Origin of the sequence: Rhodopseudomonas palustris (assembly GCF_013415845.1) — a bacterium.
In the GTDB taxonomy this organism is placed as follows: Bacteria; Pseudomonadota; Alphaproteobacteria; order Rhizobiales; family Xanthobacteraceae; genus Rhodopseudomonas; species Rhodopseudomonas palustris_F.
Genome location: NZ_CP058907.1, coordinates 2,386,458 through 2,411,472, shown reverse-complemented (window position 1 = coordinate 2,411,472; position 25,015 = coordinate 2,386,458). Strand labels below are relative to the sequence as shown.

General features: G+C 64.6%; 20 protein-coding genes. 7 read left to right on the top strand and 13 right to left on the bottom strand.

Annotation, left to right across the window (positions count from 1 at the left end; translation table 11 throughout):
• Positions 1 to 133: 133 nt before the first annotated feature.
• From HZF03_RS11025 to HZF03_RS10995, 7 genes are all read right to left on the bottom strand, one after another.
• Positions 134 to 2,221 carry a DEAD/DEAH box helicase gene (locus HZF03_RS11025; protein WP_119019727.1) on the bottom strand — a complete coding sequence of 696 codons (2,088 nt, stop codon included), beginning with the start codon at positions 2,219 to 2,221 and terminating at the stop codon, positions 134 to 136.
• Positions 2,221 to 3,144: a HamA C-terminal domain-containing protein gene (locus HZF03_RS11020; RefSeq protein ID WP_119019726.1), complete on the bottom strand. Its 924-nt coding sequence runs from the start codon at positions 3,142 to 3,144 to the stop codon at positions 2,221 to 2,223. Before HZF03_RS11020 ends, HZF03_RS11025 begins: the two co-directional genes overlap by 1 nt.
• Positions 3,145 to 3,616: 472 nt before the next feature.
• On the bottom strand, positions 3,617 to 5,239 hold the full coding sequence (guaA, locus tag HZF03_RS11015; RefSeq protein ID WP_119019725.1) for a glutamine-hydrolyzing GMP synthase: 1,623 nt from the start codon (positions 5,237 to 5,239) through the stop codon (positions 3,617 to 3,619).
• A 348-nt stretch (positions 5,240 to 5,587) separates the two neighbouring features.
• Positions 5,588 to 6,889, bottom strand: a complete 1,302-nt coding sequence (locus HZF03_RS11010; protein ID WP_119019724.1) for an RsmB/NOP family class I SAM-dependent RNA methyltransferase — start codon at positions 6,887 to 6,889, stop codon at positions 5,588 to 5,590.
• 190 nt (positions 6,890 to 7,079) lie between these two features.
• On the bottom strand, positions 7,080 to 8,105 hold the full coding sequence (locus HZF03_RS11005) for an NADP-dependent oxidoreductase (protein WP_011157756.1): 1,026 nt from the start codon (positions 8,103 to 8,105) through the stop codon (positions 7,080 to 7,082).
• Between the two features lie 295 nt (positions 8,106 to 8,400).
• Positions 8,401 to 9,897, bottom strand: coding sequence for an IMP dehydrogenase (gene guaB, locus HZF03_RS11000; RefSeq protein WP_011157755.1), 1,497 nt, complete (start codon positions 9,895 to 9,897; stop codon positions 8,401 to 8,403).
• 353 nt (positions 9,898 to 10,250) lie between these two features.
• Entirely contained in the window at positions 10,251 to 10,499 is a 249-nt protein-coding gene (locus tag HZF03_RS10995) for a hypothetical protein (protein WP_012495749.1), read from the bottom strand.
• 191 nt (positions 10,500 to 10,690) lie between these two features.
• On the opposite strand from HZF03_RS10995, the gene HZF03_RS10990 reads away from it, so the two are divergent.
• On the top strand, positions 10,691 to 12,166 hold the full coding sequence (locus tag HZF03_RS10990) for an MFS transporter (RefSeq protein WP_042441016.1): 1,476 nt from the start codon (positions 10,691 to 10,693) through the stop codon (positions 12,164 to 12,166).
• Positions 12,167 to 12,182: 16 nt separating this feature from the next.
• Here the strand turns inward: HZF03_RS10990 and HZF03_RS10985 are convergent, their stop codons facing one another.
• Both HZF03_RS10985 and HZF03_RS10980 read right to left on the bottom strand, forming a co-directional pair.
• Positions 12,183 to 12,362, bottom strand: a complete 180-nt coding sequence (locus HZF03_RS10985; protein WP_042441014.1) for a hypothetical protein — start codon at positions 12,360 to 12,362, stop codon at positions 12,183 to 12,185.
• Positions 12,363 to 12,525: 163 nt separating this feature from the next.
• Complete coding sequence (locus HZF03_RS10980) at positions 12,526 to 13,239, bottom strand: RlmE family RNA methyltransferase (protein WP_011157752.1); 714 nt, start codon at positions 13,237 to 13,239, stop codon at positions 12,526 to 12,528.
• A gap of 196 nt (positions 13,240 to 13,435) precedes the next feature.
• Between HZF03_RS10980 and HZF03_RS10975 the strand changes: the two genes are divergently transcribed.
• Entirely contained in the window at positions 13,436 to 14,011 is a 576-nt protein-coding gene (locus tag HZF03_RS10975) for a hypothetical protein (RefSeq protein WP_012495745.1), read from the top strand.
• Positions 14,012 to 14,037: 26 nt separating this feature from the next.
• Here HZF03_RS10975 and HZF03_RS10970 read toward each other — a convergent pair whose 3' ends face one another.
• Positions 14,038 to 15,105, bottom strand: coding sequence for a Ppx/GppA phosphatase family protein (locus HZF03_RS10970; RefSeq protein ID WP_012495744.1), 1,068 nt, complete (start codon positions 15,103 to 15,105; stop codon positions 14,038 to 14,040).
• 241 nt (positions 15,106 to 15,346) lie between these two features.
• Between HZF03_RS10970 and HZF03_RS10965 the strand changes: the two genes are divergently transcribed.
• Complete coding sequence (locus HZF03_RS10965) at positions 15,347 to 17,722, top strand: xanthine dehydrogenase family protein molybdopterin-binding subunit (protein WP_119019723.1); 2,376 nt, start codon at positions 15,347 to 15,349, stop codon at positions 17,720 to 17,722.
• A 233-nt stretch (positions 17,723 to 17,955) separates the two neighbouring features.
• On the opposite strand, the gene HZF03_RS10960 is transcribed toward HZF03_RS10965, so the two are convergent.
• On the bottom strand, positions 17,956 to 19,170 hold the full coding sequence (locus HZF03_RS10960; RefSeq protein WP_119019722.1) for an ABC transporter substrate-binding protein: 1,215 nt from the start codon (positions 19,168 to 19,170) through the stop codon (positions 17,956 to 17,958).
• Between the two features lie 194 nt (positions 19,171 to 19,364).
• Positions 19,365 to 20,165, bottom strand: a complete 801-nt coding sequence (locus HZF03_RS10955) for a hotdog family protein (protein ID WP_119019721.1) — start codon at positions 20,163 to 20,165, stop codon at positions 19,365 to 19,367.
• 103 nt (positions 20,166 to 20,268) lie between these two features.
• Here HZF03_RS10955 and HZF03_RS10950 point away from each other — a divergent pair, with 103 nt between their 5' ends.
• The 4 genes from HZF03_RS10950 (at position 20,269) to HZF03_RS10935 (ending at position 23,656) form a co-directional block, all read left to right on the top strand.
• A complete protein-coding gene (locus tag HZF03_RS10950; protein ID WP_012495741.1) occupies positions 20,269 to 20,745 on the top strand; it encodes a YaiI/YqxD family protein in 477 nt (158 codons plus the stop codon).
• A gap of 10 nt (positions 20,746 to 20,755) precedes the next feature.
• Complete coding sequence (locus HZF03_RS10945) at positions 20,756 to 22,573, top strand: ABC-F family ATP-binding cassette domain-containing protein (RefSeq protein ID WP_119020083.1); 1,818 nt, start codon at positions 20,756 to 20,758, stop codon at positions 22,571 to 22,573.
• Between the two features lie 103 nt (positions 22,574 to 22,676).
• Complete coding sequence (locus HZF03_RS10940; RefSeq protein WP_179906303.1) at positions 22,677 to 23,333, top strand: TetR/AcrR family transcriptional regulator; 657 nt, start codon at positions 22,677 to 22,679, stop codon at positions 23,331 to 23,333.
• 11 nt (positions 23,334 to 23,344) lie between these two features.
• Positions 23,345 to 23,656, top strand: coding sequence for a hypothetical protein (locus HZF03_RS10935; RefSeq protein ID WP_119018831.1), 312 nt, complete (start codon positions 23,345 to 23,347; stop codon positions 23,654 to 23,656).
• A 6-nt stretch (positions 23,657 to 23,662) separates the two neighbouring features.
• On the opposite strand, the gene HZF03_RS10930 is transcribed toward HZF03_RS10935, so the two are convergent.
• Entirely contained in the window at positions 23,663 to 24,898 is a 1,236-nt protein-coding gene (locus HZF03_RS10930; RefSeq protein WP_119018766.1) for a BaiN/RdsA family NAD(P)/FAD-dependent oxidoreductase, read from the bottom strand.
• Positions 24,899 to 25,015: the final 117 nt, after the last annotated feature.

The window sequence follows — 25,015 nt, the reverse complement described above, 5'->3', positions numbered from 1 at the left end:
GCGTTGAGGCGAAGTCAAGACGTCCCCTGGCCTAGGCTCCAGTGTTAGGGAGCGTCATACCCCAACGATAGGCCTCGAATCTTCCGACCAACACGATTTAATCGAAATTGTTCTTCGTCGTTACAGATGCCCCTCAATCTACGGTGATCCCGTCGAAGAAAAATTTCACAACGTATCTGTCGAATCGACTCAGCGTCTCGACCTCCGAAACCTTCGCCTCCCCGATCATCTTGAACCGCTCTAGGGCCACGAGCAGATCCATACCAGCCTCTTCAAAATTGATAATGCCCGCGTTGTGAATCTTCTTCGATATCATCCGAGGGAGCCCGTACTCCTCAAGGTGATACACAGCGCTTGGGAGGAATGCGCGACTCATGCGACTAACGAAGCCGGAAACGTCGATGGACGAATTGACGATCAACTTGTGCAGTTCATTTGTATCGCTAAGAAGCGCCGACAATTTGAAAGTTACCGCACGCTCTATCTTGAAAAATTCCTCGATATCTATCCCGTCATCTTCAAGGGATTTGATGATCCGAGAAAGGTCTTGCGTCCAGTTATTGGCGATAGCCTTCGTAACGGCAACAACCTTACCCCAAGGGGCATCCCAGCCATTCGGCTTCAACTTTAGCACTTTGTAAAGTGTACTGTCCCAGTTGGACGAATTTCGCGAATTAAGATACCCGAATCCCTTCCAATCGTCGGGGGAGTCCCGCATGTCCATCGCTAGACGCAGCAAGAAATCGGCGTCACTGTCATGAAGTAAATTCTCGCGCTTGATGCGCGCGAAATTCTCGTCGCCAACGATTGACGACATCTGGGCCTTATACTCGATAATTCTCTCAACTTGGCGGTCCGTCAACTGATCGGCATCGCCGGCCTCGTCCAGCGTGCCCAGAATCTCCTCTGGGAATTCTATTTCGAGCTGAGCATCCTCCGCGGCCGGCGGATTATCCAGGAGGTGAATGTTTCCAACGAAATACTTGAACATTCGGCCACCGCGACCAATAATGTTCTTATAGGTAAAATCCTTCAGATTATTCTTTCCAATCTTGCTCCGCCACAAAATGACATTCTCTGCGGACGTATTCACACCCTCAATAATCGAAGATGTCGACACAATGTTGTTGAATCCGTTGTCATACTCGAACAGCTTCACCTGAAGCTGACTTATACAACGATGCATTCGCCCGTTGTGGACACCGACCCCTCGATCGGCAAGATCAGCCAGTATCCAGTCTGACTTGTAATTGTCGCGAAGCCATTGCGCGAACGGCCCAGTGTAGGGATTATCAACCTTCGGCATACGACCGATAACAAGGTCGGACACCCGCTTAATGTCCGCATAGGTTCCGGCGTAGATAAGCGCCTTCTGATTGCCCGATGAAATCAGCTCGATAAGCTTTTCACCCTTCTTGCCCTCATCACCAGCAATCTCACTGTAGTGATCCTTGATATCAAGATAGACGGTATTGAAATCGAGAAGTTCGATAAAATCCATCCCCTTTGTGAACGCGTTTTCCCCAAGCCTCTTGATATTCGGCGCCAGATAGTATCTCTGCTTTGCCTTCTTCGAGAGTTTTAGTATCGCCTTAATGAGGGATGGTGCCCTCTCCCGATCGTGCTTCTGGCTAGCCTTGTAAAACTCATCGACGACCAGCAGATCTATACTATCTAGAAGGCCCAAATACCCAAACGCCCGTTCCTGCGGAAATATAAGAATATTCTTGGCGCCTAGCGCCGTATCAGACGCAGTGATCACCGTGTATTCTTTTGAAAATTTCTTAAAAATCCTCCTGCGTGTTTCATCCATGAGCGCGATTGTCGGCACAATGATCACAACTGTATCGGGCCGCTTCGCCGCGATGAAGGCGTCAATAATAAAGCTCTTTCCAAAACTGGTAGGAGCACTTACGGCGATACTCGTTCCATCCAACAACTTCGCCAGAACACTAGACTGCTCCCGATGCAGGGTTGCGACACGACGTCCGACGTCGACCTCAAATGCCTGATGGACATACTTGACGTCCCAGGATGCACCATCAAGCTGCAAGTACGGAAACAACCCGGTCGCCCTAATCATGTGGTTCACAACCTGCGGATAAGGTCGCCCCGCCTGCTCAAGATCTGCCAACAAACGGATCAGGAGATTTCTCGCTGCAAGCTCATTGCGCACAGAGAGAAGATTATTGATCTCGTGACAGGTTTCGAAAAAATCCATCACCCCTGCTCCTTATAGAAAGCGACAGTCTTGATGAAGGCATCAACGATGTCCTTCTTGCTCGGGACTGGGAATAGTATGATGTGAAAAGTTATGTCGTCGTATTTGTGAATACTACTCGACTTCGTAATCTGCTTGGCAAAATACGCATCCGCCCTACCCTTGTGGTATGATTGAATCTTCTTCTTGTAAGATTCGGTAAGGTCTTTCGAAGCCGCCGTATCACGGCACTCGTGGAGTATTAAGATTGGAATATGGATTTTTGATTTCAGGTTATCGATAGACTCTCTGTTACTGAGAGCTAACCTGATATTCTCGCGTAGAGTCGGCTCAATTCTCAATCCGTCCAGATCAGAAACGCTGGTGATGATCGCGTTTTCCTTCTTCAGCTTATCAGTCGAGAGTGACGCCATGACCGATGCGACAATGGAATCGAGGCGATAGTCCTCGATAGAGTTGTAAAATTTCGCTTCGCCAAACCAGAGCGTGAAATCACTCTCATTAATAACGATGTGAACGCTATCCGCGCCTTTGGCGTTGTCTTGAGTGTTTTGCTTGTAGAAAATCTTCGGAACAACAGGCAGCGCCTTATATTGGTGCCGCATGATTCCATACAGGAACACTTCCGCGATCTCACTTCCCTGCCCGACCCCATCCTTGTCCGTCAATCTCAGGTTCTTCGCGGCAGCCACCAGACTGCTGTAACTCTGATCCACAAGAGAGGCCCGCTCTCTTTCGGACAGCGCTGTCTGAGCGATGTTGTCCCAGAGGAAGCTCTTGAACTTCAGATAGCGCCAACTCGCATCTTCAAAGTCGTTGACGAGGCTCAAGACACGCTTCTTCACCAAACCTTTGAGCTGCGAAGCCGAAGTAATGTTCGATAGCGAATCGTCGATAAGGACGTCGAATATCAGTCCCGCCATTTGAGCTTTCCATAGAGATTGAGCGCACAGACCTCCCCGGCATCCAAACTTCAGTTCGCTAGAGAGCCCCCCGAATCCTTGCAGAAAGGTGAAGCTTGCGACGCAAGGTTGCAAGCGTGCTTGCCCGCACAATGTCTCCTCGCCGACCTTGACTCAGATCGCGTATCTCAAAATCAATGGATGCTGCCGATTGCGCTGACTCCGGCTCCCCCGCCTTTGGGTCACAGCTTTGAATGGCCTCCTTAAGGCGCACATTCGGGAGAGGAGAAAAGGTTGTCGAGACCCAGCACTTCTTCTTGTTCTTCGGTTCTAAAAGCAACAGCACCAGCTCCACGCTGGTCGGATCGTCCAGCGCCGCGTCGCTAATGTTGCTCTCGGTGCCGGCGAGGCGGCAGAGAAACAGAGGTGAATGGCAACTACGCGAGCGCGAAAGCCGCCGCTGAAACTACGCCGTTGCCACCTTTTGTATTCCTCACTCCCACTCAATCGTCCCCGGCGGCTTCGACGTGACATCGTACACCACGCGGTTGACGCCCTTGACCTCGTTGATGATCCGCGTCGCGGTGGCGCCGAGGAAGGACATCTCGAACGGATAGAAGTCGGCGGTCATGCCGTCGGTGGACGTCACGGCGCGCAGGCCGACGACGTAGTCGTAGGTGCGGCCGTCGCCCATCACGCCGACGCTGCGGACCGGGAGCAGCACGGCGAACGCCTGCCAGATGACATCGTAGAGGCCCGCCTTGCGGATCTGGTCGATATACACCGCATCCGCATTGCGCAGGATTTCGAGCTTCTCTTCGGTGATCTCGCCGGGGCAGCGGATCGCGAGGCCGGGGCCCGGGAACGGATGGCGGCCGACGAACACGTCGGGCAGCCCGAGCTCACGGCCGAGCGCGCGGACTTCGTCCTTGAACAGTTCGCGCAAGGGTTCGACCAGCTTCATGTTCATGCGTTCGGGCAAGCCGCCGACGTTGTGATGCGACTTGATCGTCACCGACGGGCCGCCGGTGAACGACACGCTCTCGATCACGTCCGGGTACAGCGTGCCCTGCGCCAGGAAGTCGGCGCCGCCGACGCGTCTGGCTTCGGCTTCGAACACGTCGATGAACAGCTTGCCGATGGTCTTGCGCTTCTGCTCCGGATCGGTGACGCCCTTCAGCGCGCCGAGGAAGGTCTCGGACACATCCACATGCACCAGCGGGATGTTGTAGTGGTGGCGGAACAGGTCGACGACGCTCTTGCCCTCGTCCTTGCGCAAGAGGCCATGGTCGACGAACACGCAGGTGAGCTGATCGCCGATCGCTTCATGGATCAGCACCGCCGCGACCGCGGAGTCGACGCCGCCGGACAGGCCGCAGATCACCTTGCCGCTGCCGACCTGGCTGCGGATCTTCTCAATCGCTTCCTCGCGGAAGGCGCGCATCGTCCAGTCGCCGGTGAGGCCTGCGACCTTGCGGACGAAATTGCGGAGCAGCTTGGCGCCGTCGGGCGTGTGCACCACTTCGGGGTGGAACTGCATCGCGTAGAATTTGCGGGTGTCGTCGGCGATCACCGAGATCGGCGAACCCGGCGCCTGCGCCACCGCGCGAAAACCTGCCGGCAGCTTGGTGACGCGGTCGCCATGGCTCATCCAGACGTCGTATTTGCCGCCCTTCTGCCAGATGCCGTCGAACAGCGCGCAGTCATCGGTGATCTCGATCTGGGCGCGGCCGAATTCGCGGTGGTGGCCACCCTCGACGGTGCCGCCGAGCTGCTTGGCCAGCGTCTGTTCGCCGTAGCAGATGCCGAGCACCGGTACGCCGGCTTCCAGGATCGTCATCGGGGCGCTGGGCGCGTTGTCGTCCAGCACCGAGGCCGGACCGCCGGACAGGATCACGGCTTTCGGCTTCATCTCGGCGAAGGCGGCCTCCGCCTTCTGGAACGGCACGATTTCGGAATACACGCCCTCCTCGCGGACGCGGCGGGCGATCAGCTGGGTGACCTGCGAGCCGAAATCGACGATCAGGATCTTCTCGTGGATCGCAGCGACGTGCGGCGAGGTGTCGGCGCCGGAGGGGACGACGGACGAAGCGGAGGATGTGCTGGGGGCTGTCATGGGCAGCAGATACGCGACCGCAGCCCGGCTCGCAACGGGGAAAACAGGATGAGCGGCAGCGTCCCCTGACCTCTCCCCATGCACAGCGCAACCTCTCCCCGCGGGCGGGGAGAGGTCGGCCCGGCGGAGCGCAGCGAAGCCGGGTCGGGTGAGGGGGCGCCTCCGCAAGGCCGAGACTCAGTGCCCGCAGCGCCCCTCACCCCACCCCTCTCCCCGCAAGGGCGGGGCGAGGGAGCGCACTGTGCCTGGGGCGCCCTCACCCCAGCCCTCTCCCGCGCGCGGGAGCGGGAGCGCGCCTTGCTCGGGGCGGTCCCGTACTCAAAACAAAAGCGCTGCGCCCTGCCCGGTTCAGCCCTGGCGCTTCAGTACGCTGACGAAAAACCCGTCGGTGCCGGTGCGGCGCGGGGTCATCAGCAAGCCTTCGGGCGAGATCCAGGCGGCGGCGAGGAACAGCTCGGCCTTGTCCCACAGCGCAGCCGCGACCTCGGCCGGCGGGACCACGGCGAACTCCGGATGGGCGGCGGTAAATGCCTGCACCTGGCCGGTATTTTCGGGCGCCAGCACCGAGCAGGTGATGTAGGCGATGCGGCCGCCCGGCTTCACCAGTCGCGCGGCGCGCGCGAGCACCTCGGCCTGGTCCTTGAGGCGGATTTCCAGCGCGCCGGGGCGCATCCGCCATTTCGCGTCCGGGTTGCGGCGCCAGGTGCCGGTGCCGGTGCACGGCGCGTCGACCAGCACCAGATCGGCGCTGCCCTTGATGTCGGCCAGCGGGTCGGCGTCGCCTTTCGGCGCCCTCACCTCGGCATTGTGGACGCCGGCGCGCGACAGCCGCTCGTGGATCGGGGCGAGCTGGCGCTTGTCGCCGTCGGTGGCGATCAGCCGGCCCTTGCCCTGCATCATCGCGGCCAGCGCCAGGGTCTTGCCGCCGGCGCCGGCGCAGAGGTCGATCACCTGCTCGCCGGGCCTCGCGGCTGACAACAGCGCCGCGAGCTGCGAGCCCTCGTCCTGCACCTCGACCGCGCCCTTGATGAAATCCGGCTCGGCCTGTACGCCGGGATTGCGGGCATCGGCCGGTAATTCGATCCGCAGCCCCCACGGCGACCACGGCGCCAGCTTGGCGCCCAGATGGGCGAGCGAGGCCAGCTCCTTGTCGCGCGATGCTTTCAGCGTGTTGACGCGCAGATCGAGCGGCGCCCGGCTGGCCATCGCCGCAGCCTCGGCGACGCGCGCCTCGCCGAACATCTCGGCGAGCGCGCCGTCGAGCCATTCCGGGTAGTCGCCGGCGATATGAGCGGGCGCGCCCTGTAGCGTCCGCGTCGACAGCGCGGCGTGTTCGGCATCGCTCAGCGGCTCCGGCGCGAACCGGCTACCGTCGCACAGCGCCGCGATCGCCTCGGCCGTCATGCCGCGCTCCAGCTTCAGCATGCCCAGCACCCGCGCCCGGGGCGTGTCCGCATCCATCAGGTACGCGCAGGACGCCCGTCGGCGCAACACGTCCCACACTAGCCCGGCAATCGCGGATCGATCGCCAGACCCGGCATAGCGATGCGCTGTCCCCCATTCCTTGAGGGCCTTTGCGGCCGGGATGCGCTGCGCATCGATGGCGGCGATCAGGTCAATGGCTGCGGACAGCCGTGCGGCGGGGGTCATGCGGAGCTTTCAATCAGGGTCAGGCGCGCAACGCGCCGAGCGGCGTCACAACATGGACGCGACACGCTCAAGGGCGGCATCGGTCCGACGCTTTCAGGCTCCCGCTATAGCTGCCGCCCCCGCCGATGACAATCGAACCACCGCAACGCAGAGTCCCGGCCACGCCGGGGCTCCGCTGCGGCGCTTGCGATCAGGCGCGCTCCGGCCCGACGCGGACCAGTTGCTTGCCGAAATTGGCGCCCTTGAGCAGGCCCATGAAGGCCTCGGGCGCGTTTTCGAGCCCGTCAGTGACGTGCTCGCGGTACTTGACCTTGCCGTCCCGCACCCAGCCGGACATCTCGCGCAGAAACTCCTGCCGTCGGCCGGCGAAATCGCTGACGATAAAGCCGCGGATAGTGAGCCGCTTGGTCAGCACGTGACGCATCAGTGCGGTCGCCCATTTCGGCGTCGGCGGGGTTTCGAACGCGTTGTACTGCGCGATCAGTCCGCACACCGGGATGCGGGCGAAGGCGTTCAACAGCGGAAACACCGCTTCGAACACTTCACCGCCCACATTCTCGAAGTACACGTCGATGCCGTTCGGGCACGCCGCCTTCAGCTTGGCGGCGAGATCGGGATCGCGGTGATCGAGGCAGTCGTCGAAGCCGAGCTCCTGCTTGACGTAGTCGCACTTGTCTTTGCCGCCGGCGATGCCGATGGCGCGCGCGCCCTTCACCTTGGCGATCTGTCCCACGGCAGAACCGACCGCGCCCGAGGCTGCGGCGACCACGACGGTCTCGCCTTCCTTCGGCTGGCCGATGTCGAGCAGGCCGGTGTAGGCGGTCATCCCCGGCATGCCGAGCACGCCGACCGCGGTCGAGATCGGGCCGAGCGCCGGATCGATCTTGCGCAGGGGCTTGGCATCGGCGATCGCATGCGTCGCCCATCCCGAATGCGCCAGCACGATGTCACCCTTGGCGAAGCCCGGGCTCTTGCTATCGATCACTTCGCAGACCGTGCCGCCTTCCATCACGCCACCGACCGGCACCGGCTGCGCGTAGGACGGGCCATCGCTCATGCGGCCGCGCATATAGGGATCGAGCGACAGCCAGATCGTGCGCAGCAGCACCTGCCCCTCGCCGGGCGCCGGAACATCGAACTCTTCGAGGCGGAAATTCTGCGGCGTCGGCTCGCCGACCGGACGCGACGCGAGCACGATACGCTGACCCTTGGGCATTTCGTTTCCTTTTTTGATGTTCGTTGTCGTCAGGGCCGAGACTGTAAGCGACCCCAACGCATTCGCCAACTGCGACAGGCAGCGCAGGTAGCCTGTCGCTCGTCATTCCGGGGCGCGAAGCGCGAACCCGGAAGCCATGCTCCCTATCGTCGCCTCAAGTCACGCCGTCGCGCCACCATGTTACTATAATGCAGCACGGTGGTTATTGATTCCGGACTGGCGAGCTGCGCTTGCGCCCCGGAATGACAGTGCAGACGTCGTTACGACGACGGAAAGGCTGTTACTTGCCGACGCCTCACACCCCGCCCGGATAGTTCGGGCTTTCGCGGGTGATGGTGACGTCGTGGACGTGGCTTTCGCGCAGGCCCGCGCCGGTGATGCGGACGAACTCTGCCTTGGTGTGGAATTCGCCGAGGTCCTTGGCCCCGACATAGCCCATCGCGGCGCGCAGGCCGCCGGCGAGCTGATGCACGACGTTGCCGACCGGGCCCTTGTACGGCACCTGGCCCTCGATGCCTTCCGGCACCAGCTTCAGCGTGTCCTTGATGTCCTGCTGGAAGTAACGGTCGGCCGAGCCGCGCGCCATTGCGCCGACCGAACCCATGCCGCGATACGCCTTGTAGGAGCGGCCCTGCCACAGGAACACTTCGCCGGGTGTCTCGTCGGTGCCGGCGAGCAGCGAGCCGACCATCGCAATATCCGCGCCGGCGGCGAGCGCCTTGGCGAGGTCGCCCGAGTACTTGATGCCGCCGTCGGCGATCACCGGCACGTCGGCCTTCTTGCAAGCCTGGACTGCATCCATGATCGCGGTGAGCTGCGGCACGCCAACGCCGGCGACGATGCGGGTGGTGCAGATCGAACCCGGGCCGATGCCAACCTTCACGGCGTCCGCGCCGGAATCGATCAGCGCCTGGGCGCCGTCGCGCGTAGCGATGTTGCCGGCGATCACCTGGACTTGGTTGGAGATCCGCTTGATGCGGGTGACCGCATCGAGCACGCGGGCCGAATGGCCGTGCGCGGTGTCGACCACGACGACGTCGACGCCGGCTTCGATCAGCCGCTCGGTGCGCTCATAACCGCCTTCGCCGACCGTGGTCGCGGCGGCGACGCGGAGCCGGCCCTGCGCGTCCTTGCTGGCGAGCGGATGCGCGACCGCCTTCTCCATGTCCTTGACGGTGATCAGGCCGACGCAGCGATACTGATCGTCGACCACCAGCAGCTTCTCGATGCGATGCTGGTGCAGCAGCTTTTTGGCCTCGCCCTGGCTGACGCCCTCGCGCACGGTGACGAGGTTTTCGTGCGTCATCAGCTCCGAGACCTTCTGGGCCGGATCGGTGGCGAAGCGCACGTCGCGGTTGGTGAGGATGCCGACCAGCTTGCCCGGGCCGTGGCCCTGCGCGCCGGTAACCACCGGGATGCCGGAGAAGCCGTACTGATTCATCAGCGCCAGCGCGTCGGCCAGCTTGGCATCCGGGCTGATGGTCAGCGGGTTCACCACCATGCCGGATTCGAACTTCTTCACCTGACGGACCTGCGCGGCCTGCCCTTCGGGATCGAAGTTGCGATGGATCACGCCGAGGCCGCCGGCCTGCGCCATCGCGATCGCCATCCGGGCTTCGGTGACGGTGTCCATCGCCGAAGCGATGATCGGGATGTTGAGCGGGATCGCGCGGGTGATGCGCGAACGGATGTCGACCTCGGACGGCAGCACGTCCGACAGGCCCGGCTTCAGCAGCACGTCGTCGAAGGTGAGGGCTTCGATAAATTGCGGGGATGCGCTCACTGACGCCATGGCCAACTCCGTTCAGCGGCGCCGAAGGCCGCGCTCGATTTTGCGGGGACGGGAGGCACGTTCGGCGCCACTGGGGGCGGCGCCGTCGAATCGAGCCCGTCGGTAGGGTTGGCGGTGGTCGATAGCATGGGGATATGACGAATCAAAGGGGCAAGGCCGACAGCCCCGCCCCGCTCCCCAGGCATTCCTCAATCCGCCGCGCCGGGCCGAAATCACCGCAATTTCGTTGATTTCGCTGACGATATCGCGGGTTGTAACAATACCGACCGCCTTGGCCTGGTCCCCGAAAGCTACGGTGTCGGGATGCTTTTCGAAAGAATCCTGCCGGGATCACCTCAGCAACGAGGTGCCGGTCAGCGCCGGTAGCCCGGCTGCAGGCCGTGTTCGCGGATCGCCTCAACGACCTCGCGGTGCATGCGCTTTTCGCGCTCCATCCGCACGGCAATCAGCGCGTGCAGCGACGGGATCACCAGCAGCGGGTGGAAAAGCAGCCCCAGCACGATGCACACCACCAGCAGCACGAGGTTGAACACCGCCGACAGCGGCTGGCCGTTGAACAACAGGCCGAGCGGCGGCAGGAACGCAGCGAGCAGATAGATCATCGGCCAGTCTCCGTCGCGGAACCGATCCAGGTGCCGCTCATCGTCATCACGGCAGCACATCCGAAAGCGATTTCCGCCGTGAGGAAGGTGTGCCGGTCACGGAGGATTTAGGTAACCGCGCAAGCTGCGCAATAGCCGGGGCCGCGACACGGTGGTACAGCGCGAGCGCCCTCCTCTGGTCGACATCACTCATGAACAAAGATCGAGTTATTCCGCTGATCGTGGCTGCCGCGCTGTTCATGGAGAACATGGACGCGACCGTGATCGCGACCTCATTGCCGGCGATCGCCGCCGACATCGGCACCTCGCCGCTGACGCTGAAGCTGGCGATCACCTCGTATCTGTTGTCGCTGGCGGTGTTCATTCCGGCGTCGGGCTGGACTGCTGATCGATTCGGCGCCCGCACCGTGTTCTCGATCGCGATCGCGGTGTTCATGGTCGGCTCGATCGGCTGCGCGCTGTCGAGTTCGATCACCGATTTCGTCATCGCCCGCATCGTGCAGGGCATCGGTGGGGCGATGATGACTCCTGTTGGGCGGTTGGTCCTGCTGCGCTCGATCGACAAGAGCGCGCTGGTCGGCGCGATGGCCTGGGTGACGGTGCCGGCGCTGATCGGCCCGGTGATCGGCCCGCCGCTCGGCGGCTTCATCACCACCTACTTCTCCTGGCACTGGATCTTCCTGATCAACATTCCGATCGGCCTGATCGGTATCACGATGGCGCAGCGCTTCATCGATCCGATCCGCAGCGATCATCTCGAAAAATTCGACCTGTGGGGGCTGGCGCTGGCCGGGATCGGCGTCGCCGGCATCGCTTTCGGCCTGTCTGTCGCAGGCCTCGGCCTGCTGCATTGGACCGTGGTGGTCGGGCTGATCGGTGTCGGCGCGATCGCGATGACGCTCTACGTGTTCCACGCCCGCCGCGTGCCGGCGCCGGTGCTGGACTTCTCGCTGCTGCGCCTGACGACGCTGCGCTCCAGCCTGATCGGCGGTTTCCTGTTCCGGCTCGGCATCGGCGCACTGCCGTTCCTGCTACCGCTCCTGATGCAGATCGGCTTCGGGCTGTCTCCGTTTCAATCCGGCCTGGTTACGTTCGCCTCTGCGGCCGGCGCGATCGGCATGAAGACGCTGGCGGCGCGCATCATCCGCGCCTTCGGCTTCCGCAACATCATGACGGTGAACGCGGTGGTCAGCTCGGTGTTTCTCGCCGCCTGCGCGCTGTTCACACCGGGCACGCCGCTGCTGCTGATCATGATCATTCTGGTGGTCGGCGGCTTCTTCCGATCGCTGCAGTTCACCTCGATCAACACCGTCGCGTATGCCGAGGTCGAGCAGGCGCAGATGAGCCGCGCCACCACCCTGCTCAGTGTCGGCCAGCAGCTCGCGCTATCGGCAGGTGTTGCAGTCGGCGCGTTCTCGGTGGAAGCAACCATGGCTCTGCGCGGCGTCACCACGCTGGGCGCTGCGGACTTCGCACCCGCCTTCATCGTGGTGGCGGTGCCCGCCGCGCTGTCGGCGCTGTTCTTCTGGCAGATGCCGAGCGATGCCGGCCACGAGATTTCGGGACGCAAGGTGATCGAGATTTCGAGCAAGAAGGCCGGCGACAACGCTGCGACCAAGGCCGCGTCCGAACAGACCCAGGATGCCCGCGACCAGCGGTTCGGGTAAGCCCGGCCCCCGGCGCTCAGCCGAAACGGTCGCCCCCGGACTGGGCGCCATCGTCTTGACGGACGGCCAGGCGCAGCACGTCGCTGCAGATCGGGCAGCGATAATGCGGTACGTCGAACGACGCGTTGGCGTGCTCGATCTCGATCAGCTCCCGATCGACGCCGCAGGCTCTGCACATCGGCGTAGGAATCTCCATTGGTTTTCCCCCCGATTCGCCCGATGGATGCCGATAAGCCTATGGGAACTACGAGGAATTGCTCAGTAGAAAGCTACCTTTACCAACAATTAACCAGATGAATTCGCTAGGTTAAGCGCGACTAAGGAGCAGTCTCGTCACCACGCCGAGCAAGGCAGCCCGATCATTCCGTCTCAGCAGCCGCTTCGGCATCACGCGCCGCGCCGCCACGAAAGCCGGTCGCCAGAAGGTAGCGCTCGGATGAGTCCTTGCGGCTGGCCGCCGGCTTGACGTGCTTCACGCTGGCATAGTCGCGCTTCAGCTCGGTCATCAGCGAGGCGTCGGCGCCGCTCTGAAACACCTTGGCCAGAAAGGTGCCACCCGGCTTCAAGACTTCGGAGGCAAACATCGCGGCGGTCTCCACCAAGCCGACAATGCGGAGCTGATCGGTCTTGCGGTGGCCGGTGGTGTTGGCAGCCATGTCGCTCATCACGATGTCGGCGCCGCCACCGAGCATCTCGCGCAGCCGCTCTGGGGCCGACGGATCGAGAAAATCCAATTGGGCGAAGGTGACGCCGGGCACCTCGCCCATCTCCAAGAGATCGATCGCCACCACCTTGCCGCGGCCGTCGGCGGCGCCGACCTTCTTGGCTGCGACCTGGCTCCAGCCGCCGGGCGCGGCGCCGAGGTCGACCACCGCCATACCGGACTTGAGCAGCCGGAACTTGTCGTCGATCTCGGTCAGCTTATAGGCCGCGCGGGAGCGGTAGCCGTCACGCTTGGCCTGCGCCACGTAAGGATCGTTGAGCTGGCGCTCCAGCCACAGCTTGGACGACAGCTTCATCCGCCCGCCGCTTTTGACGGTGACGCGCATTCGTCCGGTGGTGTCCTTGGCCATGGCTTCGCTTACAATCGAGGGATAAGGCCGCTGCTTACCAGACGGGCCCGGAAAAACCAGTGCGGAACCGGCGTCGGCCGGCCGTCGGAACGGCGGCGTGCCAGGATGCCGCGCCGGACCAAGCGTTGCGGCATGATCAAGATCAAGACATCGATGGAGCAAGGAATACCTCCGGGAGGTCCAACAGGCTGGGATCATGTCGTTTGCCGCTTTCGCCTCCGCCGTTTTGGCGCTGCTGCTGGCCCCGGGGCCGACCAACACCCTGATCGGCGTCGCCGGCGCGCAGGGCGGGCTCGGCCGCGTCGCGCGGCTGCTGCCGGCCGAACTGATCGGCTATCTGACAGCGATCCTGCCCCTCGCCTATCTGGGCGCCGACCTGATGGCAGAGCTTCCGGCCGCCGCCCTGGTCGTGAAGGTCGCTGCGGCCGCCTGGGTGATGCTGCTGGCGGTGCGGCTCTGGCACCTGAACCCATCCGGTGCGACCGGGGCAATTACGGCGCGGCGGGTTTATCTGACGACGTTGCTGAACCCGAAGGCGCTGATTTTCGCTCTGGTGCTGCTGCCCGCACCGAGCGAACCCGATTTCCCCACCAAGCTGACGATGTTCTGTCTGATGGTCGGCGTGGTGGCGCTGCTGTGGGGCTTCGCCGGAACCATGACGCAGATCGGCGCCGGCGGCGACCGCCGCCTACAGATGACGCAGCGGATTGCCTCGCTGTGGCTGGCGCTGGTGTCGCTGTCGCTGATCGCCGGCGCGCTCACCACCGTCTGAGCCGCCAGCGGCGTCTTCGACCAGAGCTAAACCGGCCCGAGCAAGCCGTCTTCGCGCATCATTTCGACCAGCATGCCCTCGCGCAGACCGCGATCGGCGACGCGGAGCCGCGGCAGCGGGAACGCAGCGCGGACGGCATCGAGGATGGCACAGCCGGCCAGCACCAGATCTGCCCGCTCATTGCCGATGCAATGGTTATGGGCGCGGTCGTGATAACTCATGCTGCGCAGCTTCTCGACCGTGGCGCTGAGCTCGGCGTCGCTCATCCAGATGCCGTCGACCCGTCGCCGGTCGTAGCGGATCAGGTCGAGATACAGCCCGGCCAGCGTCGTCACCGTGCCCGAGGTGCCGAGCAGATGCATCCGGTCGAGATCGCCGCCATGCTGCGCGGCGAATGGCGCAACATGCTTGGCGACCTCGGCGACCATCGACGTGTAGGTCTCCGGCGTCACCACCTTGCCGCCGAACGCTTCGGCCAGCGTGACGACGCCGAGCGGGACGGACATCCAGGCCTGAATTCGCGGCGGCACGTCGGGGCGCTCAGGATCGCGGGCGATCCGCACCAGCTCGCTGGAGCCTCCGCCGATATCGAACAGGATCGCGCCGCGACCGTTCGGATCGAGCAGCGGCGAGCAGCCGGTCACGGCAAGCCGCGCTTCGGTCTCGCGGCCAATGATCTCGAGCCGGATGCCGGTGGCGTGCGCGACCCTGTCACAAAACTCGTCGGCATTGCTGGCGGCGCGGCAAGCCTCGGTTGCAATCAGCCGCTGCCGCTTGGCTTTGCGTGCGTCGATCTTCTCTCGGCACACCGCCAGCGCCGAGATTGCGCGTCCGATCGCCGCCTCGCTGATCCGTCCGGTGGTGGCGACGCCCTCGCCGAGCCGGATGATCCGCGAGAACGAGTCGATCACGCGAAAGCCGTCACCCGCCGGGCGCGCAATCAGCAGCCGGCAATTGTTGGTGCCGAGGTCGAGCGCGGCGTAAACGCCGTCGCCGTGCGACGCGGTGGCGTGCTCCTCCTCGGCGAGCGCAACGATCGCGTGCGGATCCTCGCCAGGCAGCGAGCCCGGGCGAAGCCGCGTTTCGTCGTCCATCAAATTCGTCTTTCCGCGGCCGTGCACGACCGACGCCGAAATCATCATTCACGGAAAGTTTAGCAGCGCACCGCCCCGGCGCAACCCACCTGCGGGCGAAGCATGCGGTTTCGTGCGTTGTGGGGTGTCGGCGGCTGCGTTATCCGTTGGAACTATCAGCACTGACATTCCCCCGCGCAGAAACGCCGCCCCACGCGGCTTTTTCCCGTCCCGCGCGCCTCTCAAGCCGGAACTCAGCCTCATGCAGGACCGCCCCGCCATCGCGTCGCTCGACACTTCCCTCGCGCTGCACAAATTCGGCGTGGGCCAGCCGGTCCGGCGCAAGGAGGACGAAACTCTGCTGCGCGGCAAGGGCCGCTACACCGACGACTGCAATCTGCCGGGGCAGTTCTACGCCGTGATGGTGCGCAGCCCGCATCCGCACGGCATCATCCGCGGCATCGGCACCGACGCCGCCAAGGCAATGCCCGGCGTCTGCGCGATCTACACCGGCGCGGACCTCGCTTCAGCCGGCTACGCTCCGTTCAGTTCCGGTCTGCCGCTGAAGAGCCGCGACGGCACGCCGCTGAAGCAGACCCATCACGGCGCGCTGCCCACCGACAAGGTCCGCTTCGTCGGCGAAGCGGTCGCCTGCGTGGTCGCCAAGACGCTGGCGCAGGCGCGCGATGCCGCCGAAGCCGTCGAACTCGATATCGAACCGCTGCCCGCCGTCACCGATGCCGAAGCCGCGATGCAGCCCGGCGCGCCGCAGCTCTATGATCACATCGAGAACAACGTCGCGCTCGACTATCACTTCGGCGACACCGCGGCAGTGAACGCAGCCTTCGCCGCGGCCGCGCATGTCACCACGCTCGACATCGAGAACACCCGCGTCGCCGCGGTGCCGATGGAGCCGCGGGTCGGGCTAGCCTCCTACGATCAGCAGAACGGCCGCTACACCATTCAGCTTCCGACCCAGGGCGTCTCCGGCAACCGCAATACGCTCGCCAAACTACTCGGCGTGCCGACCGACAAGGTGCGGGTGCTGACCGGCCAGGTCGGCGGCTCGTTCGGGATGAAGAACATCTCTTACCCCGAGTACATCTGCATTCTGCACGCCGCCAAGACGCTCGGCCGCCCGGTGAAGTGGACCGACGAGCGCTCGACCAGCTTTCTGTCTGACAGCCAGGGCCGCGGCCAGCAGATCCGCGCCGAACTGGCGCTGGATGCCGGCGGCCGCTTTTTGGCGATCCGCCTGTCCGGCACCGGCAATCTCGGCGCCTATATCACCGGCGTCGCGCCGCTGCCGCTGTCGCTCAACACCGGCAAGAACATCGGCAGCGTGTACCGGACGCCGCTGCTCAGCGTCGATATCAAATGCGTCGTCACCAACGTCACGCTGATGGGTGCCTATCGCGGTGCCGGCCGGCCGGAGGCCAACTACTTCCTGGAGCGGCTGATCGATCGCGCCGCCGACGAGATGGGGATCGACCGCCTCACCTTGCGCAAGCGCAACTTCATCAAGCCGACGCAGATGCCGTTCACCGCCTGCTCCGGCGTCACCTACGACAGCGGCGATTTCGCCGGCGTGTTCGGCCAGGCGCTGGAACTGTCCGACTATGACGGCTTCGCCAAGCGCAAGAAGGACGCGCGCAAGGCCGGCAAGCTGCGCGGCATCGCGGTCGGCTCCTATCTGGAAGTAACGGCGCCGCCGAACCCCGAACTCGGCAAGATCGTGTTCGAGGCCGATGGCACGGTGCGGCTGATCACCGGCACGCTCGACTATGGCCAGGGCCATGCGACGCCGTTCGCGCAGGTGCTCAGCACGTTTCTCGGCGTGCCGTTCGAGCGCATCCGGCTCGAACAGGGCGACAGCGATATCGTCCACACCGGCAACGGCACCGGCGGATCGCGCTCGATCACCGCCAGCGGCATGGCGATCGTCGAGGCGTCGCAGAAGGTGATCGCCAAGGGCAAGAGCGCCGCCGCGCATCTGCTGGAGACCGCCGAAGCCGACATCGAGTTCGCCGATGGCCGTTTCACTGTCGCCGGCACCGACCGCAACATCGGCATCATGGACCTGGCACAGCGGCTGCGCGGCGCGGAGCTGCCAGAGGGAGTGCCGGCTTCGCTCGACGTCGATCACACCACCGAGGGCGTCCCCTCTGCCTTCCCCAACGGCTGCCATGTGGCGGAGGTCGAGATCGATCCCGACACCGGCGTCACCCGCGTGGTGCGCTACACCGCGGTCAACGACTTCGGCACCGTGGTCAATCCGATGATCGTCGCCGGCCAGTTGCACGGCGGCGTCGCCCAAGGCATCGGCCAGGCGCTGATGGAGAAGGTCTCGTACAACGCCGACGGCCAGCCGATCACCGGCTCGCTGCAGGACTACGCGCTGCCGCGCGCCGAGGATATCCCGCTGATGACTGTGGGCGATCACCCGGTGCCGGCCAAGACCAATCCGCTCGGCACCAAGGGCTGCGGCGAAGCCGGCTGCGCCGGCTCGCTCGCCACCATCGTCAACGCGGCGCTCGATGCGCTGAAGGATTACGGCGTGACGACGCTCGACATGCCGCTGACGCCTGAGAAGGTGTGGCGCGCGATCCACGAGGCGAAGGCGAAGACAGCGGCGTGAAACGCGGCCGCTGCGCATTTCTCAGGGGCGAGCCTGCCTTACTACGAAAAGTCATGCGCGGGCTTGACCCGCCTGCGCGGCCGTAGCCGCTTCGGCGCGGCGAAGGCCCGCGCATCCATCTCGCGTGTTGCGCGCAACAATATCATTCTACGAAGAAGATGGGTCGCCGGGTCGAGCCCGGCGACGACGTCTGTTGTGCGGAGTACACGGCCTCATTGTCAGAGGCCAGCTCTCTACTCCGTCTTCACCAGCGGGCAACCGCCGTCTTTCAGGGGGCGGAAGGCCTGGTCGCCGGGGACTTCGGCGAGGACCTTGTAGTAGTCCCATGGCGCCTTGGATTCCTCCGGCTTCTTGACCTCGAACAGGAACATCGAGTGCACCATGCGGCCGTCTTCGCGCAGGAAGCCGTTGTCGGTGAAGGCGTCGCGCACCGGCAGTTCTCGCATCTTCGCCAGCACCGTCTTGGTGTCCTTGCTGTTCGCCGCCTTCACCGCCTTCAGGTAATGCAACGTCGCGCTGTAGGTCGCGGCCTGGTTCATCGTCGGCATCCGCTTGGTGCGCTCGTAAAACTTCTTGCCGAACGCGCGGGTGCGGTCGTTGAGGTCCCAATAATACGCCTCGGTGATGATCAGGCCGTTGGCCATCTTCAGCCCCAGGCTGTGGATGTCGGAGATGAACATCACGATGCCGGCGAGCTTCTGGCCGCCGGTGACGATGCCGAATTCAGCCGCCTGCTTGATGGTGTTGATGGTGTCGCCACCGCCATTGGCCATGCCGATGATCTTGGCCTTCGACGACTGCGCCTGCAGCAGGAACGACGAGAAGTCGGCGTTGTTGAAGGGATGCCGCGCGCTACCGAGCACCTTGCCGCCCGCCGCTTTCACCACCTCGCCAGTGTCGCGTTCGATCGAGTGGCCGAACAGATAGTCCGCGGTGATGAAGAACCAGGTGTCGCCGCCGTTCTTCACGATCGCCGAGCCGACGGTGTGGGCGTTGGAATAGGTGTCGTAGGTCCAGTGCGCGGTGTAGGGCGAGCACGATTTGCCGGTGATGTCCGACGACGCCGCGTCGGTGACGATCATGATCTTCTCGAACTTCTTCGACATCTCCATCGCGGCGAGCGCGGTGGCCGAGGTCGGCAGATCGACGATCATGTCGACGTTTTCATTCTCGTACCATTTGCGCGCCAGCGACGCGGCGATGTCGGGCTTGTTCTGCACGTCCGCCGAGATGAACTCGATCGGCTTGCCGAACATCGTGCCGCCCATCTCCTCGATCGCCATCTTGGCGGCTTCGACATTGCCCTGGCCGCCGATGTCGGAATACACCGACTGGAAGTCGCCGAGCAGACCGATCTTGAGCGGGGCCTGTTGCTGCGCGAAGGCGGGTGCCCCGAGCAGCAGCGGCGCGGCCAGCATCATCGCTGCCGCCCGTTGAACGAGTGTCATGTTTCCTCCGGATGATTTTTTGATTTGTTATCAGTTCGGCCGTATCGCCGGCGCCTGCGCATGGATCGATGTGCCCCGCCCTCCCTGTTGGCCGTGATCATCGCTACGCATTGTCGCCGCACCCGCCCGCAAGGCGAGAGGGGCAGAACGTCGCATGACGTCGCCCGCCGCCCGCCTTGCGGAATAAGCGCCTGCTACGCGGCCGCCCGCTGCCGCGGTGCGAAGATCACGACGTGGTGACAATGCGCCACCGGCCGGTCGCCATTCGCCACGATCAGCGCGTCGAACTCGGCGAAGCGGTGGCCCTTCTTGTCGTAGTTGGCGACCACTTTGGCCCGCGCGGTCAGCACGTCGTCACCGCGCGCCGCGGCGAGCAGCTGCATCTTCGATCCGACATGGATCCACGGCCCAAGCACGACATTGTCGACCAGCACGCGGTTCATGATCCGCTGCAGCGTGCCGGGATGGATCAGATCATCGCTTCGATAGATCGGATCGGTCTCGCGAATCTCGTCGAGATAGTCGCGCAGCTTCGCTCCGCCCCAATTCACCGGCGCGGTACCGAACCAGTGCCCCTCCGGAAACGACTGCACGCCGACCGGCGGCCGGTTCGTCGCCGCGGCTGTCTCCGGATAGGCTGCGAGATCAACCGCTGGCGCCCGCACCGGTAGCGATGCGCTGCCGGTGGCACAGAGCTCGCCGCGGCTCTCGACCGCGAGCGTGATGGCCTCGCCCTGCTCCTCGCCGGTCACCGTCGCGGTCTCGCCATCGTACACCGGCTTGACGAAGCGCGCCTCGATCAGCCCCCGCTCCAGGAAGTCCCGACCCCAGAGGGCGACGGGCAGATGCATCATATAGGCCATCACCTCGACCCCGGGCACCAGGCCGCCGGTGAAGCCGAAGCGGCGGGCCACGGTGTCGTCGTGCATCTTGTTTTCGGATTGTTTGGCGGTGTTGAAGGCGCTGACGCGCCAGGGCGCAAGCGGTGCGGCCATGGTGTCTCCCGGTTTGCCCGATCTTGTTGGCGATCGTTGCCGGCGATGCTACGCCACTGCGCCGGCAACGCAAGGCCGCTCCCAGAGGACTGCACACCGCCCGATGACCGACGCCCTCACCCGCATCTATGTCGACGCCGACGCCTGTCCGGTGAAGGACGAGGTGTACAAGGTGGCCGAGCGTCACCATCTTCCGGTGACGTTGGTGGCAGGCGGCTTCATCCGGGTGCCGCAGCATCCACTGATCGAGCGCGTCGCGGCCGGTTCCGGCATGGATGCGGCCGACGATTGGATTGCGGAGCGGATCAAACCGGGCGATATCGTCATCACCGCGGACATTCCGCTGGCGAGCCGCTGCGTCAAAGCGGGAGCCACCGCGATCGCTCCGAACGGCAAGCCGTTCACCGAGGAGTCGATCGGCATGACGCTGGCGGTGCGCAATCTGATGACCGATCTGCGCTCGACCGGCGAGATCACCGGCGGCCCGCGCGCGTTTTCGCCGCGCGACCGCTCCACCTTTCTCTCGGCGCTCGATAGCGCGATCCGCAGGATCGCGCGCCGCAGGGCCGCTCCGACCTGATGGACCGAATATGGCGCCGCCGCTGATCCAACTGAAAGACATCGCGCTGACCTTCGGCGGCGCCGCGCTGTTCGACGGCGTCGAACTCGCCGTCTCCGCCGGCGACCGGCTGTGCCTGATCGGCCGCAACGGCTCCGGCAAGTCGACGCTGCTCAAGATCGTCGCCGGCCTGATCGAGCCCGATCGCGGCAGCCGCTTCGTGCAGCCCGGCGCCACCGTGCGCTATCTGCCGCAGGAGCCGGATTTCGACGGCTTCGCCACCACGCTGGCCTATGTCGAGGCCGGGCTCGCGCCGGGCGACGATCACTATCAGGCCGCCTATCTGCTCGAACAGCTCGGCCTGCACGGCGACGAGAACCCCGCTCATCTGTCCGGCGGCGAGGCCCGTCGCGCGGCGCTGGCGCGGATTCTGGCACCCGATCCCGACATCCTGCTGCTCGACGAGCCGACCAACCATCTCGACCTGACGACGATCGAATGGCTGGAAAACGATCTCGCCCAGCGCAGATGCGCGATCGTAATGATCAGCCACGACCGCCGCTTCCTCACCAATCTGTCGCGCGCCACCGCCTGGCTCGACCGCGGCGTGATCCGCCAGATCGACCGCGGCTTCTCGCAGTTCGAAAGCTGGCGCGACGACGTGCTGGCCGAGGAAGAGCGCGATCAGCACAAGCTCGACCGCAAGATCGTGATGGAAGAGCACTGGCTGCGCTACGGCGTCTCCGGCCGCCGCAAGCGCAACGTCAAGCGGCTCGCCGGCCTGCACGAGCTGCGCGCCCAGCGCCGCGACTATCGCGGACCGACCGGGGCGGCTTCGCTCGCCGCGGCCGAGGCCGACAAGTCCGGCAAGCTGGTGATCGAAGCCAAGTCGATCAGCAAGGCCTGGGGCGAGCGCCCGATCGTTGACGCCTTCTCGATAAGGATCAATCGCGGCGACCGCGTCGGCATCGTCGGCCCGAACGGCGCCGGCAAGACCACGCTGATCAGCCTGCTGACCGGCGCGCTTGCCCCCGACAGCGGCACGGTGCGGCTCGGCACCAATCTGGAGATCGCCACGCTGGACCAGAGCCGCGACAGCTTGGATCCGAAATCGACGCTCTCCGACGCACTGACCGGCGGCCGCGGCGACCAGGTGATGGTCGGCGGCAAGCCGCGCCATGTGATCGGCTACATGAAGGACTTCCTGTTCACCCAAGAGCAGGCGCGCACGCCGCTGGAAGCGCTATCCGGCGGCGAACGCGGTCGGCTGATGCTTGCGCGCTCGCTGGCCAACCCGTCGAACCTGCTCGTGCTCGACGAGCCGACCAACGACCTCGATCTCGAAACCCTCGACGTGCTCGAGGAGATGCTCGGCGACTACGACGGCACGGTGATCCTGATCAGCCACGACCGCGACTTTCTCGACCGGGTCGTCACCTCGGTGATCGCGCCGGACGGCGGCGGCAAATGGATCGAATATGCCGGCGGCTATTCCGACATGCTGGCGCAGCGCGGCGCCGACCTGAGCCGGCAGCCGGCCAAGGCCGCCGCGACCGAGCCGGCCGCCGCGAAGGCTGCTCCCTCGCCCGCCACCGCGCCGGCGCCGAAGCGCAAGCTGAGCTTCAACGAGAAGCACGCGCTGGAAACCCTGCCCAAGACCATCGCCAAACTGGAGGCCGAGATCGCCGACCTGCAGAAGCAGCTCGACGATCCGCAGCTGTTCGCCCGCGACCGCGCCAAGTTCGACAAGGTCTCGGCCGCGATGGCCAAGGCTCACGACGAGCTGCACGCCTCCGAGCATCGCTGGCTCGAGCTGGAAATGCTGCGCGAAGAGATCGAAAGCGCCTGATAAGGCCTCTTCCGAAGCTTTGAACGGTATTTAATAACCACACCGACTGAGCGGATTGACTCGGCGCGCGCCTGAGTTTATATCCACAATTGTGGATATAAACATGACAACAGCTTCGCCCCTACCCCATCGTCCACGCGGCCGCCGCCCCGCCGGGGCGCCGAGCGGCCGCGCCGCCCTGCTCACCGCCGCGACCCGCGCCTTCGCCGAGCTCGGCTTCGAGCGCGCGGATCTGCGCAGCATCGCCAAGGCCGCTGATGTCGATACCGGGCTGATCCGGATTCATTTCGGCGACAAGGCCGCGCTGTGGCTCGCCTGCCTCGACGCCGTGACCCGGGAAGCCGCTCCGATCATGGCGGTGATGACCAGGCTCTCCGCCGAAACCGACCGCCCCGCCTATGACCGGCTGCGTGAAGCGATCGAGACCTTCGTGGCGTTCGGCATCGCCCATCCGGAAGTCCGGCAGTTCGTCGCGCAGCACGCCGCCGAAGCGCCGGAGCGCGCTGCGCTGCTGATCGATCGGCTCGCCCGTCCGGCTTATCAGTCGGTCCGCGACCTAGTTCAGGCCGGCATCGATTGCGGCGTGGTGCGGACACAGCATCCGGCGCTGTTCTTCCTGCTGCTCAGCAACTCGGTGCATCAGCCGCATTCGGTGCCGGTGCTGCTGAACGAGATCGCGCCGGACATCGCCCCCGCCGAAGCGCCGTCACTGCTGGCGCGCAGCATCGTCGCAACCTTTCTGCATTCCCCCACCTCGTGAAGGACTGGACCATGACTGCTTCAGCTAACGACTTCGCCCGCCGCTCCAGACTATCCGCCGCCTCCCTCGTCGCGGCCGCGACGCTGTGCTCGACCGTGATGACGAGTCCGGCATCGGCGCAAGGCACACCGCAGGAGCGTCGCGCCTGCAGGCCCGACGTGATGCGGCTGTGCCGCCCCGAGATCCCCAACGTGCCGCGCATCACTGCCTGCCTGATCGCCAAGCGCACCCAACTCAGCGCTGCCTGCGCGAAGGTGATGTTCCCGAGCCGCCGCAGCGATGCGTCGTCCCCCGTCGCAAGCCTTTCGGTCGTGACGCAATAGGCAGCGTCAGCTCCGCTGCAGCCAGCGCAGCGCGCCTCGCCCTGCTTCGGCGCCGGTGGCGAAACAGGCGGTGAGCAGATAGCCGCCGGTCGGAGCTTCCCAGTCGAGCATCTCGCCGGCGGCGAAGACGCCGGGTAGCTTATGCAGCATGTAGTTCGCGTCGATTTCGTCGAGCGCGATGCCGCCCGCGGTCGAGATCGCCTTCTCGATCGGTGCGGTGCCGACCAGGCGCACTGGCACGGCATTGATCAGCGCGGCGAGCTGATCGGGCGGCAGCGTCGCCAACGCGCGGCCCGATGCATGGGCTGCTTCCTGCAGCAGGCCGATGCCGGCCGGTGGCAACCCCGCCGTTTTGCGCAAATACGTCGACAGCGACTGCTTGCCCTGCGGCTTTGCTAATCGCGCAGCGAGATCATCTGCCGTGAGATCGGGGCGAAGCGCGATCGACAGCTTCGCATCGCCGTCTGCCAGGATCGCGTCGCGCAACAGTGCCGAGATCGCGTAGATCGCGCCGCCTTCAATGCCTTCGCGGGTGATCACCGCCTCGCCGCGGACGGTGCGAGTGCCGAACGATAGCGCCACATTCTTCAGCGGCGCGCCCTGATACTTGTCTGCGAACAGCGCCGACCACTCTGCGACGAAGCCGCAATTCGCCGGCCGCAGCGGCGCGATCGTGATGCCCTTGGCAGCCAGCAAACCGCGCCAGCTTCCATCCGAGCCGAGCCGCGGCCAGCTCGCGCCGCCGAGCGCCAGCACCGTCGCCCGCGCCGCGATGGCGCGCGATCCGTCCGGCGTGTCGACCAACAGCCTTCCCTCGCCGTCCCATCCGGTCCAGCGATGCTTCAGTCGAAGCTGCACGCCCTGCGCATCCAGCCGGCGCAGCCAGGCGCGCAGCAGCGGCGAGGCCTTCATCGCGACCGGAAACACCCGCCCGCTGGAGCCCACAAAGGTCGGCTGCTCCAGTTCGTCGGCCCAGGCACGCAGTTGCCGCGGCCCGAACGCCTCGATCGCCGGGGCCAGCCGCGCCTGCGCCGCGCCATAGCGCGACAGAAAGTCCGGCTTGGCTTCGCTGTGGGTGAGATTGAGGCCGCCGCGGCCGGCCAGCAGAAGCTTCCGCGCCGGCGCGCCCATGCCGTCGAACACGGTGACGCGCAGGCCGCCGCGCGCAAGCTGCTCGGCCGCCATCAGCCCAGCCGGGCCGGCGCCGATCACGGCGGCGTCGATGTCGAGAATGTCAGCCACGACGGCTGCCTGCGATGAAAATCATCCGGCGCTTATACACGAACCGGGATCGGCGTAGAGATTCCGGGTTCACGCCTTCGGCGTGACCCGGAATGACTCGTGGAGAGACCTTGTCCC